General features: G+C 58.3%; 12 protein-coding genes and 1 riboswitch. Of the genes, 6 read left to right on the top strand and 6 right to left on the bottom strand.

Annotated elements, in window-relative coordinates; all coding sequences use genetic code 11:
* The first annotated feature begins 8 nt into the window (after nt 1–8).
* From ACZ25R_RS18845 to ACZ25R_RS18835, 3 genes are read left to right on the top strand one after another with little or no spacing between them, the layout of a single operon-like run.
* Nucleotides 9–1,487 (top strand): CpaF family protein, encoded by a 1,479-nt coding sequence (locus ACZ25R_RS18845; protein WP_403169660.1) that lies wholly within the window; start codon nt 9–11, stop codon nt 1,485–1,487.
* Nucleotides 1,488–1,514: 27 nt separating this feature from the next.
* Nucleotides 1,515–2,528 (top strand): type II secretion system F family protein, encoded by a 1,014-nt coding sequence (locus ACZ25R_RS18840; RefSeq protein WP_223612011.1) that lies wholly within the window; start codon nt 1,515–1,517, stop codon nt 2,526–2,528.
* 14 nt (nt 2,529–2,542) lie between these two features.
* Nucleotides 2,543–3,571 (top strand): type II secretion system F family protein, encoded by a 1,029-nt coding sequence (locus tag ACZ25R_RS18835; RefSeq protein ID WP_346306259.1) that lies wholly within the window; start codon nt 2,543–2,545, stop codon nt 3,569–3,571.
* A 76-nt stretch (nt 3,572–3,647) separates the two neighbouring features.
* Here the strand turns inward: ACZ25R_RS18835 and ACZ25R_RS18830 are convergent, their stop codons facing one another.
* On the bottom strand, nt 3,648–4,406 hold the full coding sequence (locus tag ACZ25R_RS18830) for a tetratricopeptide repeat protein (RefSeq protein WP_472461867.1): 759 nt from the start codon (nt 4,404–4,406) through the stop codon (nt 3,648–3,650).
* 216 nt (nt 4,407–4,622) lie between these two features.
* On the opposite strand from ACZ25R_RS18830, the gene ACZ25R_RS18825 reads away from it, so the two are divergent.
* The 3 genes from ACZ25R_RS18825 (at nt 4,623) to ACZ25R_RS18815 (ending at nt 7,356) form a co-directional block, all read left to right on the top strand.
* Complete coding sequence (locus ACZ25R_RS18825; RefSeq protein ID WP_472461866.1) at nt 4,623–5,996, top strand: leucyl aminopeptidase family protein; 1,374 nt, start codon at nt 4,623–4,625, stop codon at nt 5,994–5,996.
* A 155-nt stretch (nt 5,997–6,151) separates the two neighbouring features.
* Nucleotides 6,152–6,502 carry a MarR family transcriptional regulator gene (locus tag ACZ25R_RS18820; protein ID WP_472461865.1) on the top strand — a complete coding sequence of 117 codons (351 nt, stop codon included), beginning with the start codon at nt 6,152–6,154 and terminating at the stop codon, nt 6,500–6,502.
* Nucleotides 6,490–7,356 carry a C40 family peptidase gene (locus tag ACZ25R_RS18815; protein ID WP_472462522.1) on the top strand — a complete coding sequence of 289 codons (867 nt, stop codon included), beginning with the start codon at nt 6,490–6,492 and terminating at the stop codon, nt 7,354–7,356. Before ACZ25R_RS18820 ends, ACZ25R_RS18815 begins: the two co-directional genes overlap by 13 nt.
* A 60-nt stretch (nt 7,357–7,416) precedes the next feature.
* Here the strand turns inward: ACZ25R_RS18815 and ACZ25R_RS18810 are convergent, their stop codons facing one another.
* From ACZ25R_RS18810 to ACZ25R_RS18790, 5 genes are all read right to left on the bottom strand, one after another.
* A complete protein-coding gene (locus tag ACZ25R_RS18810) occupies nt 7,417–7,908 on the bottom strand; it encodes a 6,7-dimethyl-8-ribityllumazine synthase (RefSeq protein WP_472461864.1) in 492 nt (163 codons plus the stop codon).
* An 81-nt stretch (nt 7,909–7,989) separates the two neighbouring features.
* Nucleotides 7,990–8,152: riboswitch (FMN riboswitch) on the bottom strand.
* Between the two features lie 48 nt (nt 8,153–8,200).
* Nucleotides 8,201–9,157 carry a 2-hydroxyacid dehydrogenase gene (locus ACZ25R_RS18805; RefSeq protein ID WP_472461863.1) on the bottom strand — a complete coding sequence of 319 codons (957 nt, stop codon included), beginning with the start codon at nt 9,155–9,157 and terminating at the stop codon, nt 8,201–8,203.
* The gene (locus ACZ25R_RS18800) at nt 9,154–10,785 is read right to left on the bottom strand and encodes an ABC transporter ATP-binding protein (protein WP_346306255.1); all 1,632 of its coding nucleotides are present in this window, start codon (nt 10,783–10,785) and stop codon (nt 9,154–9,156) included. The genes ACZ25R_RS18805 and ACZ25R_RS18800 overlap by 4 nt, the downstream gene beginning before the upstream one ends.
* Nucleotides 10,782–11,927: an ABC transporter permease gene (locus ACZ25R_RS18795; protein WP_472461862.1), complete on the bottom strand. Its 1,146-nt coding sequence runs from the start codon at nt 11,925–11,927 to the stop codon at nt 10,782–10,784. The genes ACZ25R_RS18800 and ACZ25R_RS18795 overlap by 4 nt, the downstream gene beginning before the upstream one ends.
* Nucleotides 11,927–13,030 carry a microcin C ABC transporter permease YejB gene (locus ACZ25R_RS18790; RefSeq protein WP_223612000.1) on the bottom strand — a complete coding sequence of 368 codons (1,104 nt, stop codon included), beginning with the start codon at nt 13,028–13,030 and terminating at the stop codon, nt 11,927–11,929. The genes ACZ25R_RS18795 and ACZ25R_RS18790 overlap by 1 nt, the downstream gene beginning before the upstream one ends.
* Between the last annotated feature and the right edge of the window lie 11 nt (nt 13,031–13,041).

Below are 13,041 nucleotides of genomic sequence, written 5' to 3'. Positions count from 1 at the left end.
ATAGACCCATGTTCGGCAAACGCGGAAGTACGGGGGAAGGCCGCCCGGTCCAGGAGTTCCGGGCGCTTGCGCTTGAGACGGCGTTGCCCACGAATCATGCCTCGCTCGCCGCGGAACCGGCAAAGCTCCCTCGGGATATTGCTGAGGTCAAGCGTTTGGCGGTTGTCGAGCAGCCGCCAAAGCCGGTCGCACCACAGCGCGAAAAGAACGAGAGCTACTACGATACAAAATCGCAGGTTTTTACGGCCCTGATCGATACGATCGATCTCTCCCAGCTGTCCAAACTCGATCCGGATGTGGCGCGTGAGGAAATTCGCGATATCGTCAACGATATTATCGCCATCAAGAATTTTGCCATGTCGATTGCCGAGCAGGAAGAATTGCTCGACGATATCTGCAATGATGTTCTCGGTTATGGTCCGCTGGAGCCCTTGCTTGCCCGTGACGATATCGCCGACATCATGGTCAACGGCGCGCGCAAAACCTACATTGAAGTCCTTGGCAAGGTCCAGGAATCGGGGGTCCGCTTTCGCGACAACCAGCAGTTGCTCAACATCTGCCAACGCATTGTCAGCCAGGTTGGCCGCCGCGTCGATGAATCCAGCCCCATATGCGATGCGCGTCTTCCGGATGGCTCGCGTGTGAATGTCATTGCGCCGCCCCTTGCACTCGACGGGCCGGTTCTCACAATCCGCAAGTTCAAGAAAGACAAACTGACCCTTGATCAGTTGGTGCGCCTGGGAGCGATCTCGCCACCCGGTGCCGAACTGCTTCAGATTATCGGGCGCGTGCGCTGCAATATTGTTATTTCCGGTGGCACGGGTTCAGGCAAGACCACGCTTTTGAACTGCCTGACGAATTATATCGACCGGGATGAGCGCATTATTACCTGCGAGGATTCGGCCGAACTTCAGCTCCAGCAGCCGCATGTGGTGCGCCTTGAAACGCGCCCTGCCAATCTGGAGGGGGAAGGTGAGATCACCATGCGTGACCTGGTCAAGAATTGCCTGCGCATGCGTCCTGAACGGATCATCGTCGGTGAAGTCCGCGGACCGGAGGTGTTCGACCTTCTGTCGGCCATGAACACCGGTCATGACGGGTCGATGGGCACCATCCACGCCAACAGCCCGCGGGAATGCCTCAACCGCATGGAATCCATGATCGCCATGGGCGGATTTGCCCTGCCTCAGCGCACGGTGCGGGAGATCATTGTCGGTTCTGTCGATGTCATCATTCAGGCCGCCCGTCTGCGTGACGGTTCGCGCCGCATCACGCATGTGACCGAAGTTGTCGGCATGGAAGGGGATGTCATCATCACGCAGGACCTCATGCTTTACGATATCGAGGGCGAAGATGCGAATGGCCGGCTTATTGGAAAACATGTCTCGACCGGCATAAGCCGGCCGAAATTCTGGGATCGTGCCCGTTATTACAATGAGGAGCACAGGCTCGCAAAAGCCATCGATACAATGGAATTGCAGTCATGATGCACACCGCACGGCGGGAGACCCATCATGTTCGGGCTTGATCTTGAACAGCTCACCTTCGTGTTGCTCGCAACGACTGCGGTTGCGGCGCTCGCCTATTTCTTCGTTTTCGACAACATTGAACAGCAGAAAAAGTCGGATGAACGGCTGAAATCGGTCAAGCTGGCCGCGATCGACGGTTTGAGCAAATCAACAGCCAGGGACAAGCAGGTTGAAGCAACAAGGCGCCGCAAGTCGGTACAGGACACGCTGAACGATATCGACCAGCGGCAGAAACTGCGTGACAAGAACATCAAGTCTCCGCCGCTGAAAATGCTGCTGCAACAAGCGGGCATGAAGGTGACCGTAAAGCGGTTCTACATCTATTCGGGCATCGTCGGGCTGCTGCTGGTTGTGCTCCGCACCTTCTTCGGCGCCCCGCTTTATCTGGCGCCAGGCTTTTTCCTGATCGGTGCCTTGGGGTTGCCGCGCGCATTCGTCTATTTCAGGCGGCGGCGGCGCGTGGCGGCTTTCCTGCATGAATTTCCCAATTCCATCGATGTCATTGTTCGCGCCATCCGATCCGGCCTGCCGCTCAATGATGGTATTCGATTGATCGCACAGGAAGCCCATGAACCGGTTCGCACCGAGTTTCGCCGGATTGTGGATATGCAACAGGTTGGGGTGAGTATTCCGGAGGCGGCCATGCGGATGTCGGAATACATGCCCTGTCCGGAAGCAAGCTTCTTCGGCATCGTCATTCAGATTCAATCGCAGGCAGGCGGTAACTTGTCGGAAGCACTTGGCAATCTTTCCAGAGTGCTGCGAGACCGGAAGAAAATGAAGGCAAAGGTTCAGGCCCTGTCGATGGAAGCCAAAGCGTCCGCCTATATCATCGGCGCCTTGCCTTTCGTGGTTGCATGCCTCGTCTACTTGTCCAGTCCTCACTACATCATGGTTCTGTTCACAACCGATATGGGCAACATGATCATAATATGTGCCGGGATATGGATGTCCATTGGCATCGCCGTGATGCGCAAAATGATCAACTTCAAGTTCTGAGCGGAGTAAGCGCGGTGTTCTCTTCCCTCCTCAAAGCCGTGCAGGACAATCCGGATACGGTCCGGACCGTCCTTGTTGCAATCTCAGCCTTTGCAACGGTGGTAACGGTTTTCCTGCCAAAGCTTCGCACTTCCGTGTTGAAGACGCGGATGAAATCCGTCGCACTGGAGCGTGACCAGTTGCGCGCCAAGGATCGAACCCGCCTTGCCACGGAAAGTATCAGCCGCCACAAGGCCGCGTCGCAGGGTAGCCTGCGCATGGTGCAGAGGCAGGGCGTTCGCCAGTTCGTGGAAAAGCTGGACCTGCAGCGGGCGCTTGCCGATGAAAAAACACTGGCATCCCTGCGAACGGCCGGGTTTCGCGGACAGAATGCTTTGAATCTGTTCTTGGCGGCGCGCTTCGGTCTGCCATTCCTGACACTCAGCCTGACTGCCTTTTGGGTATTCGGCATGAATGGCCTGATCCAATACCCGACGATGGTCCGGATACTCGTCTGTCTCATCGGCGGTTATGCCGGCTTTTACGCGCCCAATCTTTATGTGAGTAATGCAGGCAGCAAGCGCAAACACTCGATCCAGATGGCGTGGCCGGACTCGCTCGATCTCATGCTGATCTGCGTTGAATCCGGTATGTCCATCGAAGCTGCCTTCAAGAAAGTCTCCGAGGAGATCGGAGTCCAGTCGACCGCCCTGGCGGAAGAGTTCGTCCTGACGAACGCCGAATTATCCTTCCTGCCCGAGCGGCGACAGGCCTACGAAAACCTTGCCATGCGGACGGGGCTTGAGTCGGTCAAGGCCGTGGTTCAGGCACTGACTCAGTCGGAGCGCTATGGTACGTCCATTGGTGGCGCATTGCGTGTCTTGTCTGACGAAAGCCGCGAAGCCCGGCTGAATGCAGCGGAAAAGAAGGCGGCAGCCCTGCCGCCCAAACTGACGGTTCCGATGATCCTGTTTCTTCTGCCCGTGCTTTTTGCCGTTATTCTCGGGCCCGCTGTGATCCAGGTCTCGGCGCAGGGCGGGCTCTTCGGGACGGCCCTTAAATAAGATCAAATAAGATTGAGGCCTGCCCGCAGCACGAGCGAAAGGGCCGCCTGATCCGAGCGGCCTTTTTCCTGCTTTGTCAGCTGTTGGGCTTCTTCTTGTCTTTCAGCATCGTCCAGGAGTTCTGCTGGGCGAGCATGGATCGCAGATATTTGACGTTGGCTTCCGCCTGTTGCGGCGAAAGCTCCTGCTTCGCAATCGTTTCCGCTTCGGGAAACCGTCCCTGAAGTCCGACCACGAGCGCCAGATTCTGCCGGACGCGGCTGTCGGCACCCTGTGCGTTGACCGCCCTGCGCATGTAGGTTTCGGCTGTATTCAATTCGCCTGACAGCACATACGACATCCCGAGATTGGAAAGCAGCGATGCCTCGTTCGGATTGAGGTCCATGGCCCGCTTGTAGATGTCACGGGCTTCGCTGGTTTTGCCGAGCTGGTCGAGGATCGCAGCTTCAGCGGAAAGCAGTTTCCAATCCGGATATTCAGGCGTCTGGGCGCGGCGAACTGCGTCAAGCGCCGCTTCGAATTCACCGCTGCTTGCCAATGCCTTGCCGTAAGCGGCCAGAACCTCGCGGTCCTTCGGATAGGCGATAGCAAGGCTGCGCATGACTGCAAGCGCCTGATCGTTTCGCCCCATCATGCGCAGCACCGCAGCAAAATTCATGGCTGTGGCTTTGTCTTTCGGGTTGCTTTGATACCGCGCTCCCAGGCTGGTTGAGGCCTGCGCAAGCTGCTGCGCGTTCATATGATCAAAATTGCCCGTGGGACTTGCTGTCGATGCTGCTGGTGAGATGGAGCCGGTGGTTGTCTTGTCGGTGGTGGCGCAACCGGAAATGCTCATTGCAAGGGCAGCCACGGTCACGGAAAAAATGAGCCGGCGGTTGCGTTGAATAATCCCTGCGCTTGTCATAGTTTGCCCCGTCAGATCCCAGCGCACATCCATTGGTGCGTTAACCAATCCCATGTGAAAGAAATATTCTGTTAACCCTAACGGACCGTTAATGACGCCGCCTTTGCCGGCGCAAAAGCAGAAAATTGACACCAGGAGCAAACGATCATGCCTGCCGAAATCACCAAACAAAAATCATCGGATAGCAAGCCTGTCTGGTTCGTGGCGAAGGGCGGGCTGGAAGCGCTTGGACTTGATCCGGCAGCACTTGCCTGGGCCAGGGCAAACGGGTTCGAAGGGCAGCCCGGCCGGCTGCTCATTGTTCCCGGCGAAAACGGCCAGATTGCCGGCGCATTGCTTGGGACCGGCAAGGATGACAATCCTTTGGCGGCAGGTAAACTCGCGCAGGCTTTGCCGAAGGGCGCCTGGCATCTGGCAAGCCCTGTCAGCGCGCCTGATCTGGCCGCTCTCGGCTTCCTGCTCGGTGGTTACAAGTTCACCCGGTACACGAAGAAGGATGATGCGGACGTTGCGCTGATGCTGCCGGAAGGCGCTGACAAGGCCGATGTGAAGCGGCAGGCGAGGGCGGTGACGCTCGCGCGTGACCTCATCAATACGCCAACCAACGATATGGGCCCGGAGGCGCTGGAAGCTGCCGTGCGCAAGGTGGGCGATGAGCACAAGGCGTCCGTCACCGTGATCAAGGGCGATGCGCTGCTCAAGAAGAATTTTCCGATGATCCATGCTGTCGGCCGTGCCGGAAGCGAGGAGCCGAGGCTGATCGATCTGGAGTGGGGCAAGAAGGATGCTCCGAAGGTAACCCTGGTGGGCAAGGGCGTCTGCTTCGATACCGGCGGTCTTGATATCAAGCCCGCCAGCAGCATGCTTCTGATGAAGAAGGACATGGGCGGTGCAGCCAACGTTTTGGCCCTTGCGAGCATCATCATGGATGCGAAACTGCCGGTCCGCTTGCGCGTCCTCATTCCTGCGGTGGAGAACTCCATCTCGGCCAACGCATTCCGTCCGAGCGATATTCTGACGAGCCGCAAGGGCATCACCGTCGAGATCGGCAACACCGATGCGGAGGGACGCCTTGTCCTCGCCGACGCACTGGCATTGGCCGATGAGGAAGAGCCGGAAATCCTGATCGACATGGCGACACTGACGGGCGCAGCGCGTGTTGCGCTTGGTCCGGATGTGCCGCCCTTTTATGCGACCGATGAGCGTTTCGCAGCTGATGTGGCCAAGGCGTCCGAAGCCGTGGCCGATCCGGTCTGGCGCATGCCGTTGTGGCAGCCTTACGAAGCAAGGCTTTCATCCCGCGTGGCCGACATCAACAATGTGACGACCGATGGCTTTGCCGGATCGGTGACAGCGGCGCTGTTCCTGAAGCGCTTTGTCGAGAAGACCAGAATCTGGGGGCATTTCGATATCTATGGCTGGAACCCGGTGGAGAAGCCGCATTCTCCCGTTGGCGGGGAAGCGCAGGCCATCAGGGCGCTTTACCATGTGTTGAAGACGCGTTTTCCGGCTGGGAAATAACGGAGATTCGTCAGTCTGTGTCCGGCGGCAAATTCTCGAATGCTGTCGGATGCACCTGCGCCCGGCCAAGAAGCCGCCAACCGGCTATGACCGCTTGCACTTCGCACCGCGAGGAATAAAATGATACGGAACCGAAATGATCTCGGAAGCCGTTCATGCAGATTGAGTTGAAGCCGTTTCAGGCGCTGACATTGTGGAAGGAAATCGCCGTCTCCGAAGTGCGGGATGATGCGCATGACCTGACGATGCGGCAATTGGCGGTGCTGCTGACGATTTATCTGGAACCGCCGCCGCACACGATTCGTGGTATGGCTGCCAAGCTGAAGGTGACGAAGCCGGTGATTACCCGCGCGCTGGATACAATGGGTGGTTATGGATTGGTGGACCGGCATCGTGATGAAAAAGACAAGCGCAACGTTCTCGTCAAGAGAACGGTAAAAGGTGCGCTCTATGTTGAAAAGCTCGGCGATCTCGTCATCGCCAAGGCAAGAGGATTACCCCTGTGACATTGGATAAACGGTTGAACGCGTTCCGTCCCGATCTGGCGGACGAAAGCCTGCGTGGGCAGGTAGAGGCGGAGCACTTCGTGGAAGGCAAGCCTATGCGCATTGCCGATCCGGTTGTTGATGTGCGCGGCGCAGCGCGCGGCGATGCCGGTGTAACCACACAGTTCCTGTTCGGCGATGACGTTCTGGTGTTCGAAGACAGCAATGGCTGGTGCTGGGTGCAGAACGAGCGGGACGGATATGTCGGCTATGTCGTCGATACGGCGCTGGACAAGCGCTATGACGAGCCGACGCATATCGTCATCGCGCCGCGCACGTTTGTCTATCCGGGATCTGACCTGAAGTTCCCGCCAACCAATGCACTGTCCATGGGATCGCTTGTCACGATAAAGGGCGGTGAGGAACGCCGGGGAACGCTCTACGGCATCCTGCCAAGCGGCGAGGCCGTCATTGCCAAGCATCTCGTTCCGATCGATGAAGTCACTGACGATCACGTGGCGGTTGCCGAGACTCTGATGCACACGCCCTATCTGTGGGGCGGCGTGTCCGGTTTCGGAATTGATTGCTCCGGTCTGGTCCAGTTGTCGCTGCTGATGACCGGTCAGTCCGTCTTGCGCGATTCCGACATGCAGGCTGATGCGATCGGCGATGCGATCGAGCCGGATGCAAATTACAACAATCTGAAGCGCGGTGATTTTGTCTTCTGGAAGGGCCATGCCGCGATGATGGCCAGCCATTCCATGCTGCTGCACGCAAGCGGTCATACGATGAGCGTGACGCTTGAGCCTCTGCACGATGCCATCGAACGCATTGCCTATCTCTATGGCAAGCCGACAGCGGTACGGCGGCTCTAGTCAAATAAGCCCTCTGTTCGACGGAACAGAGGGCTTATCATTTGCTTTGCTTGTTTAGATTCAAGCCGCCGATAGCTCAGCCACGTGCTGGAATGTGCGGATGATCTGCAGGCAAGCGCGCGCCGCTTCCTGTCCCTTGACCAGGAAATGCCTGGTGAAGAAGTCGATATGCTGGGCGGTTTCCTGGAAATGATGCGGTGTCAGCACGGCTGACAGCATGGGAACACCGGTCTCCATCTGGGCGGTGAGAAGCGCACTCACCACAGTTCCGGCGACGAAATCGTGCCGGTAAATGCCGCCATCGACGACGAGACCTGTTGCGACAATCGCGTCGTACTGGCCGGTTTCGGCGAGCTTCTTGGCCAGCAGGGGAATGTCGAACGATCCCGGAACGTCATAGACGTCAAACCGCCCGGCAGTGACACCCTGACTTTTGAGTTCGCCTTCAAAGCCGATACGGCACTGGTCAACGATTTCCGCATGCCATCGCGCCTGGATGAAGGCGATGCGCGGGGCGAAATGTGGGGTATTGTTATTCTGGAACTGATCCATGTCGGTCTCCTCAAGAGTTGACGTGAATCAGGGCACAACCAAAAACGGTCAGGGACTGCCGGAAAGGCAGCCCTTGCTTTCAGTTGTTCTCTTTCATCCGGACTATACCGTCGGCTTCGGAATTGCACCGAAATCTGCTGACCTTTCCGGCAAACCGGAAAGCGCTCGCGGGCTCGCACCTGACATCTTTCGACACCCAGTGATTACCGCCGGTGGGGAATTGCACCCCGCCCTGAGAACACTTGCGCGGGCAATCTATCCGAAGGTTCTGGGCTGTCAAAGCCAAATTTTTCTAATACTGGGCTTTCCGGTCGACAATATTTTTAAGCGGCTCGCCGCGCTCGAAGGATTCGATCTGGGCGACAATCTCCGGAACCAGCGCCGACGGGCTGGAGCTTGCGGCCGCATGCGGGGTGATGATGACCTGCGGATGCGTCCATAGTGGGCTGTCTTTCGGCAGGGGCTCCCTGTTGAACACATCAAGTGTGACAGCTGACAACATGCCACGTTCCAGCGCGGCCAGTATATCCGCCTCGTTCTGCAGCCCGCCGCGACCGGCATTGATGAGAATCGGCGCGCCGAGCGGCCCGTCCGCCTTCATCTGGGCAAAAAGGCTCATCGACAGGATACCCTTGGTCTCCGGTGTCAGCGGCAGCAACGAAACGATGATATCCGCATCCTTCAGGAAATCCTTCAGGCCATCATTGCCAAAATGGCTGGTCACGCCTTCGACGCTCTGGGGACGGCGGCTCCAGCCGCTGACTTTGAATCCCAGCATTCGCAGCTTCAAGGCGGCATCACGGCCAAGCACGCCCATGCCGAGTATGCCGACATTGACCTCATGCGCCGCCGGCTGGCGCCGGTCCTCATGCCAGACCTTGCCTGCCTGCTGCTGCCGGTAGCGCAGGCCGAGGCGGTGGTGATCCAGCACCTGCCAGATCACATATTCCGTCATCCGCATCGTCAGATCAGGGGATACGATGCGCACGATAGGCACATCGGGAATCCTGTCATCATGGAAGACGTGATCCACACCGGCGCCCAGTGAGAAAATGACTTCGAGGTTCGGCAGGTCCGCGAGGGAACCAGGACGCTGTTTCCATACCAGTGCGTAGCGAACCTTTTCCTTGTCCGTATCGGTGTTCAGGACAAGTTTGCGCTGCGGGGCGTTCTTGGCAAACTCCGATAGCCAGACCTCCGGGTCCCATCCCGTTACAGCCAGAAAAATCGTGTCGCTTGTCCCGGTCATTCGCTTACTGCTCCCTGTTCCGCCGTTTCTATCCTGAAGGCCGCTGCCATCAGTGCTTTTGTATAATCGCTCTTCGGATTGGCGAAGATTTCCTCCGACGGGCCATATTCAACCGCTTTGCCATTGCGCATGACAAGCACGTCATTGGCCAGCGCTTTCACCACCTTGAGATCGTGGCTGATGAAAAGATAGGCCAGATTGTGCTTTTGCTGCAATCCGCGCAAGAGGTCGACCACCTGTGCTTGCACGCTCATGTCGAGCGCCGAGGTCGGCTCGTCCAGCATGACGAAGCGCGGGTTGAGCACCATGGCCCGGGCAATGGCAATGCGCTGGCGCTGGCCGCCGGAAAATTCATGCGGATAGCGGAAGCGGTTTTCCGGATCGAGATTGACCTCCTTGAGTGCGGCAACGACGCGTGCATCCCGCTCGTCCGCCGACAGTTTCGGCTCGTGCACGGCAAGGCCCTCGGCCACGATATCGGCAATCGACATGCGCGGCGACAGCGAACCGAACGGGTCCTGAAACACGATCTGCAGCTCGCGGCGCAGCGGCCGCATCTGCTTGAAGGAAAACTGGTTAATGTCCTTCTCGCCGAAGCGGATGACCCCCTGGGAGGAAATCATGCGCGACAGCGCAAGCCCGAGGGTGGTTTTGCCCGAGCCGGATTCGCCGACAACCCCGAGCGTCTGTCCGGCGCGGATGGTCACATCGATGCCATCGACGGCCTTCACATGGTCGACGGTCCGCCGCAGGAAGCCCTGCTTGATCGGGAACCAGACCTTCACCTGCTCGCCGCGCATGACGGGCGCGGCGGACAGATCAGCGGAGGGGGGATTGCCTTTGGGTTCGGCGGCAAGCAGATGGCGCGTATATTCATGCTGCGGATTGTCGAAGATCTGCCTGGTGGGACCGGTTTCGACGATTTTACCCTTGGTCATGACGCAGACGCGATCGGCAATCTTGCGGACGATGCCGAGGTCATGCGTGATGAACAGCATGGACATGCCCTGTGCCTTTTTGAGGTCGGCAAGCAGTTGCAGGATCTGTGCCTGCACGGTCACATCGAGCGCGGTGGTCGGCTCATCGGCAATCAGCAGCTTCGGCTTGTTGGCGAGCGCCATGGCAATCATCACACGCTGGCGCTGGCCGCCGGAGAGCTGGTGCGGGTAGGCATCGAGGCGCTTTTCCGGTTCGCGGATGCCCACTTCATGTAGAAGCGCAAGCGTGCGTTGCCTCGCCGGTTTGTCAGCCATGCCCTGGTGCAGTTTAAGGACTTCGACAATCTGCTTCTCGATCGTATGCAGCGGATTGAGCGAGGTCATCGGCTCCTGGAAGATCATGGTGATGTCGTTGCCGCGTACGCGCCGCAGATCGTTCTCGTCGCTGTCCAGAAGGTCCTGTCCGTTGAACAGGATCTGGCCGGAGGGGTGCGAGGCCGGCGGGTAGGGCAGAAGCTTCAGGATCGACAGGGCCGAGACCGACTTCCCGGAACCGGATTCGCCGACGAGCGCAACCGTCTCGCCCTGAGCGATGTCGAACGAGACATGATCGACGGCAATCGACTGGCGGCCGTTCTGGGTAAAGGCAACCGAGAGATCACGGACGGAAAGGAGGGGGGACGCACTCATTTGAAAGCCTTGCGCGGATCGAATGCGTCACGGGTTGCCTCACCGACGAAGATCAGCAGCGACAGCATCAGCGAGATGACGACGAAACCGGTCAGGCCAAGCCATGGCGCCTGCAGGTTGTTCTTGCCCTGAGCCAGCAGTTCGCCGAGCGAGGCAGAGCCCGGCGGCAGGCCGAAACCGAGGAAATCGAGCGAGGTGAGCGTCGTGATCGATCCGTTGAGGATAAAGGGCAGGAAGGTGAGCGTGGTCACCATGGCGTTGGGCAGAAGGTGACGGAACATGATTGTCCGGTCACGCACGCCGAGCGCCCGTGCGGCATTCACATATTCGAAATTGCGGGCCCGCAGGAATTCAGCGCGGACGATGCCGACAAAATGCACCCACGAGAACAGCAGCATGATGCAGAGCAGGATCCAGAAGCCCGGCGGCAGGATCGAAGCCATGATCAGGAGAAGGTAGAGCGTGGGCACCGAAGACCAGATTTCAATGAAGCGCTGTGCCAGAAGATCGAGCCAGCCGCCGAAATAACCCTGCATGGCGCCGGCCGTCACCCCGATAACCGCAGACGCTGCGGTCAGGATCAGCCCGAACAGCACGGAAATGCGAAAACCATAGAGCGCCCGGGCAAACACGTCGCGCGCCTGATCATCCGTGCCCAGAATGTTCATGTTGCCGAACGTGCAGTTGGTGTCGTTCACACCCTGCGGATAGCGGGCACATCGCTCCTCCGGCGTATAGAGCCAGAATGGTTTTGACGGCGCCGTATCGGGAAGCTCGTTGTTGACGGTGCGGTAGGAATAGCGAATCGGCGGCCAGATGGCCCAGCCATTGGCATTGATCTCGTCCTGGATCACGGGATCGCGATAGTCGGTCACCGCATAAAAGCCGTTGAACTTCTCCTCCGGATAATCGACGAGAACGGGAAAGAGTATCTCGCCCTTGTAGAAAACAAGGATCGGCCGGTCATTGGCAATGAACTCGCCGAACAGCGATCCAATGAACAGGAACAGGAACAGCCACAGGGCCCACCACCCGCGGCGGTTGGCCTTGAAGTTCTGCCAGCGCCGGGCATTGAGCGGCGACAGCCGCGGGCGCCGAACGGCAACGGGTGAGGGCTGGGTGCCAATGCTTGTATCGGTCATCAGACGTCCCTCCGCTCGAAGTCGATGCGCGGGTCGATCCATGTATAGAGAAGATCGGACAGGAGACTGACGACGACGCCGACAAGGGCGAAAATATAGACCGTGGCGATCACCACGGGATAGTCGCGATTGATGATCGATTCATAGCCGAGCAACCCCAGTCCATCCAGCGAGAAAATCGCCTCGATCAGCAGCTGACCGGTGAAGAAGATCGAAATGAAGGCGCTGGGAAAACCGGCAATAACGATGAGCATGGCGTTGCGGAAGACGTGCCCATAGAGAATTTTGCGCTCGGTCAGGCCCTTGGCCCGCGCCGTGGTGACATATTGCTTGCGGATTTCATCGAGGAACGAATTCTTGGTCAGAAGGGTCGTCGTGGCGAAGGCCGACAGCAACATGGCCGTCAGCGGCAGGGCAATGTGCCAGGCATAGTCGACGATCTTGCCGAAGAATGAGAGCTCGGCGAAATTGTTGGACGTCAAGCCGCGCAGCGGAAACCAGTCGAAGAATGAGCCGCCCGCAAAAAACACGATCAGCATGATGCCGAAGAGGAATCCCGGTATCGCATAGCCAACCACGACAACGGCGCTGGTCCACACGTCGAAGGCGGAACCGTCCTTGATGGCCTTGCGAATGCCGAGCGGAATGGAAATGGCATAGGATATCAGTGTCATCCACAGGCCGAGGGATATCGAGACCGGCAGTTTCTCCTTGATGAGCTGCACGACGCTGATATCGCGGAAATAGCTGTTGCCGAAATCGAAGCGCAGATAGTTCCATACCAGGATACGGAACCGCTCGAGCGGCGGCTTGTCGAGGCCGAACTGCTTTTCGAGGCTGGCTATGAAAGCGGGATCGAGGCCTTGAGCGCCGCGATATTTCGAGTTGGCCGTACCAAGGCCGAGCGATTCATGGCTCTGACCAAAATCAGCACCGCCGCCGCCGATGCGGTCAAGCGCGTTGCCGCCCTGTCCGGTGAGCTGGCCGATAATGCGCTGGACCGGACCGCCGGGGACGAACTGTACAATCACGAAGCAGACAAGCAGGACTCCGAACAGGGTCGGTATCATCAGAAGCAAACGCCGTAGAATATAGGCTCCCATTAAGACGGTGC

It is taken from the genome of Phyllobacterium sp. RCAM01083 (assembly GCF_055685835.1).
Note: the sequence above shows the minus strand (reverse complement) of the source record. Positions and strands in the feature narration are given on the sequence as shown.

What these genes read in the sequence shown, in the direction of transcription:
- ACZ25R_RS18795 (WP_472461862.1), bottom strand. Translation starts at nt 11,927, where the DNA reads ATGACCGATACAAGCATTGGCACCCAGCCCTCACCCGTTGCCGTTCGG.
- ACZ25R_RS18845 (WP_403169660.1), top strand. Translation starts at nt 9, where the DNA reads ATGTTCGGCAAACGCGGAAGTACGGGGGAAGGCCGCCCGGTCCAGGAG.
- ACZ25R_RS18820 (WP_472461865.1), top strand. Translation starts at nt 6,152, where the DNA reads ATGCAGATTGAGTTGAAGCCGTTTCAGGCGCTGACATTGTGGAAGGAA.
- ACZ25R_RS18790 (WP_223612000.1), bottom strand. Translation starts at nt 13,030, where the DNA reads ATGGGAGCCTATATTCTACGGCGTTTGCTTCTGATGATACCGACCCTG.
- ACZ25R_RS18800 (WP_346306255.1), bottom strand. Translation starts at nt 10,785, where the DNA reads ATGAGTGCGTCCCCCCTCCTTTCCGTCCGTGATCTCTCGGTTGCCTTT.
- ACZ25R_RS18805 (WP_472461863.1), bottom strand. Translation starts at nt 9,157, where the DNA reads ATGACCGGGACAAGCGACACGATTTTTCTGGCTGTAACGGGATGGGAC.
- ACZ25R_RS18840 (WP_223612011.1), top strand. Translation starts at nt 1,515, where the DNA reads ATGTTCGGGCTTGATCTTGAACAGCTCACCTTCGTGTTGCTCGCAACG.
- ACZ25R_RS18830 (WP_472461867.1), bottom strand. Translation starts at nt 4,406, where the DNA reads ATGAGCATTTCCGGTTGCGCCACCACCGACAAGACAACCACCGGCTCC.
- ACZ25R_RS18825 (WP_472461866.1), top strand. Translation starts at nt 4,623, where the DNA reads ATGCCTGCCGAAATCACCAAACAAAAATCATCGGATAGCAAGCCTGTC.
- ACZ25R_RS18810 (WP_472461864.1), bottom strand. Translation starts at nt 7,908, where the DNA reads ATGGATCAGTTCCAGAATAACAATACCCCACATTTCGCCCCGCGCATC.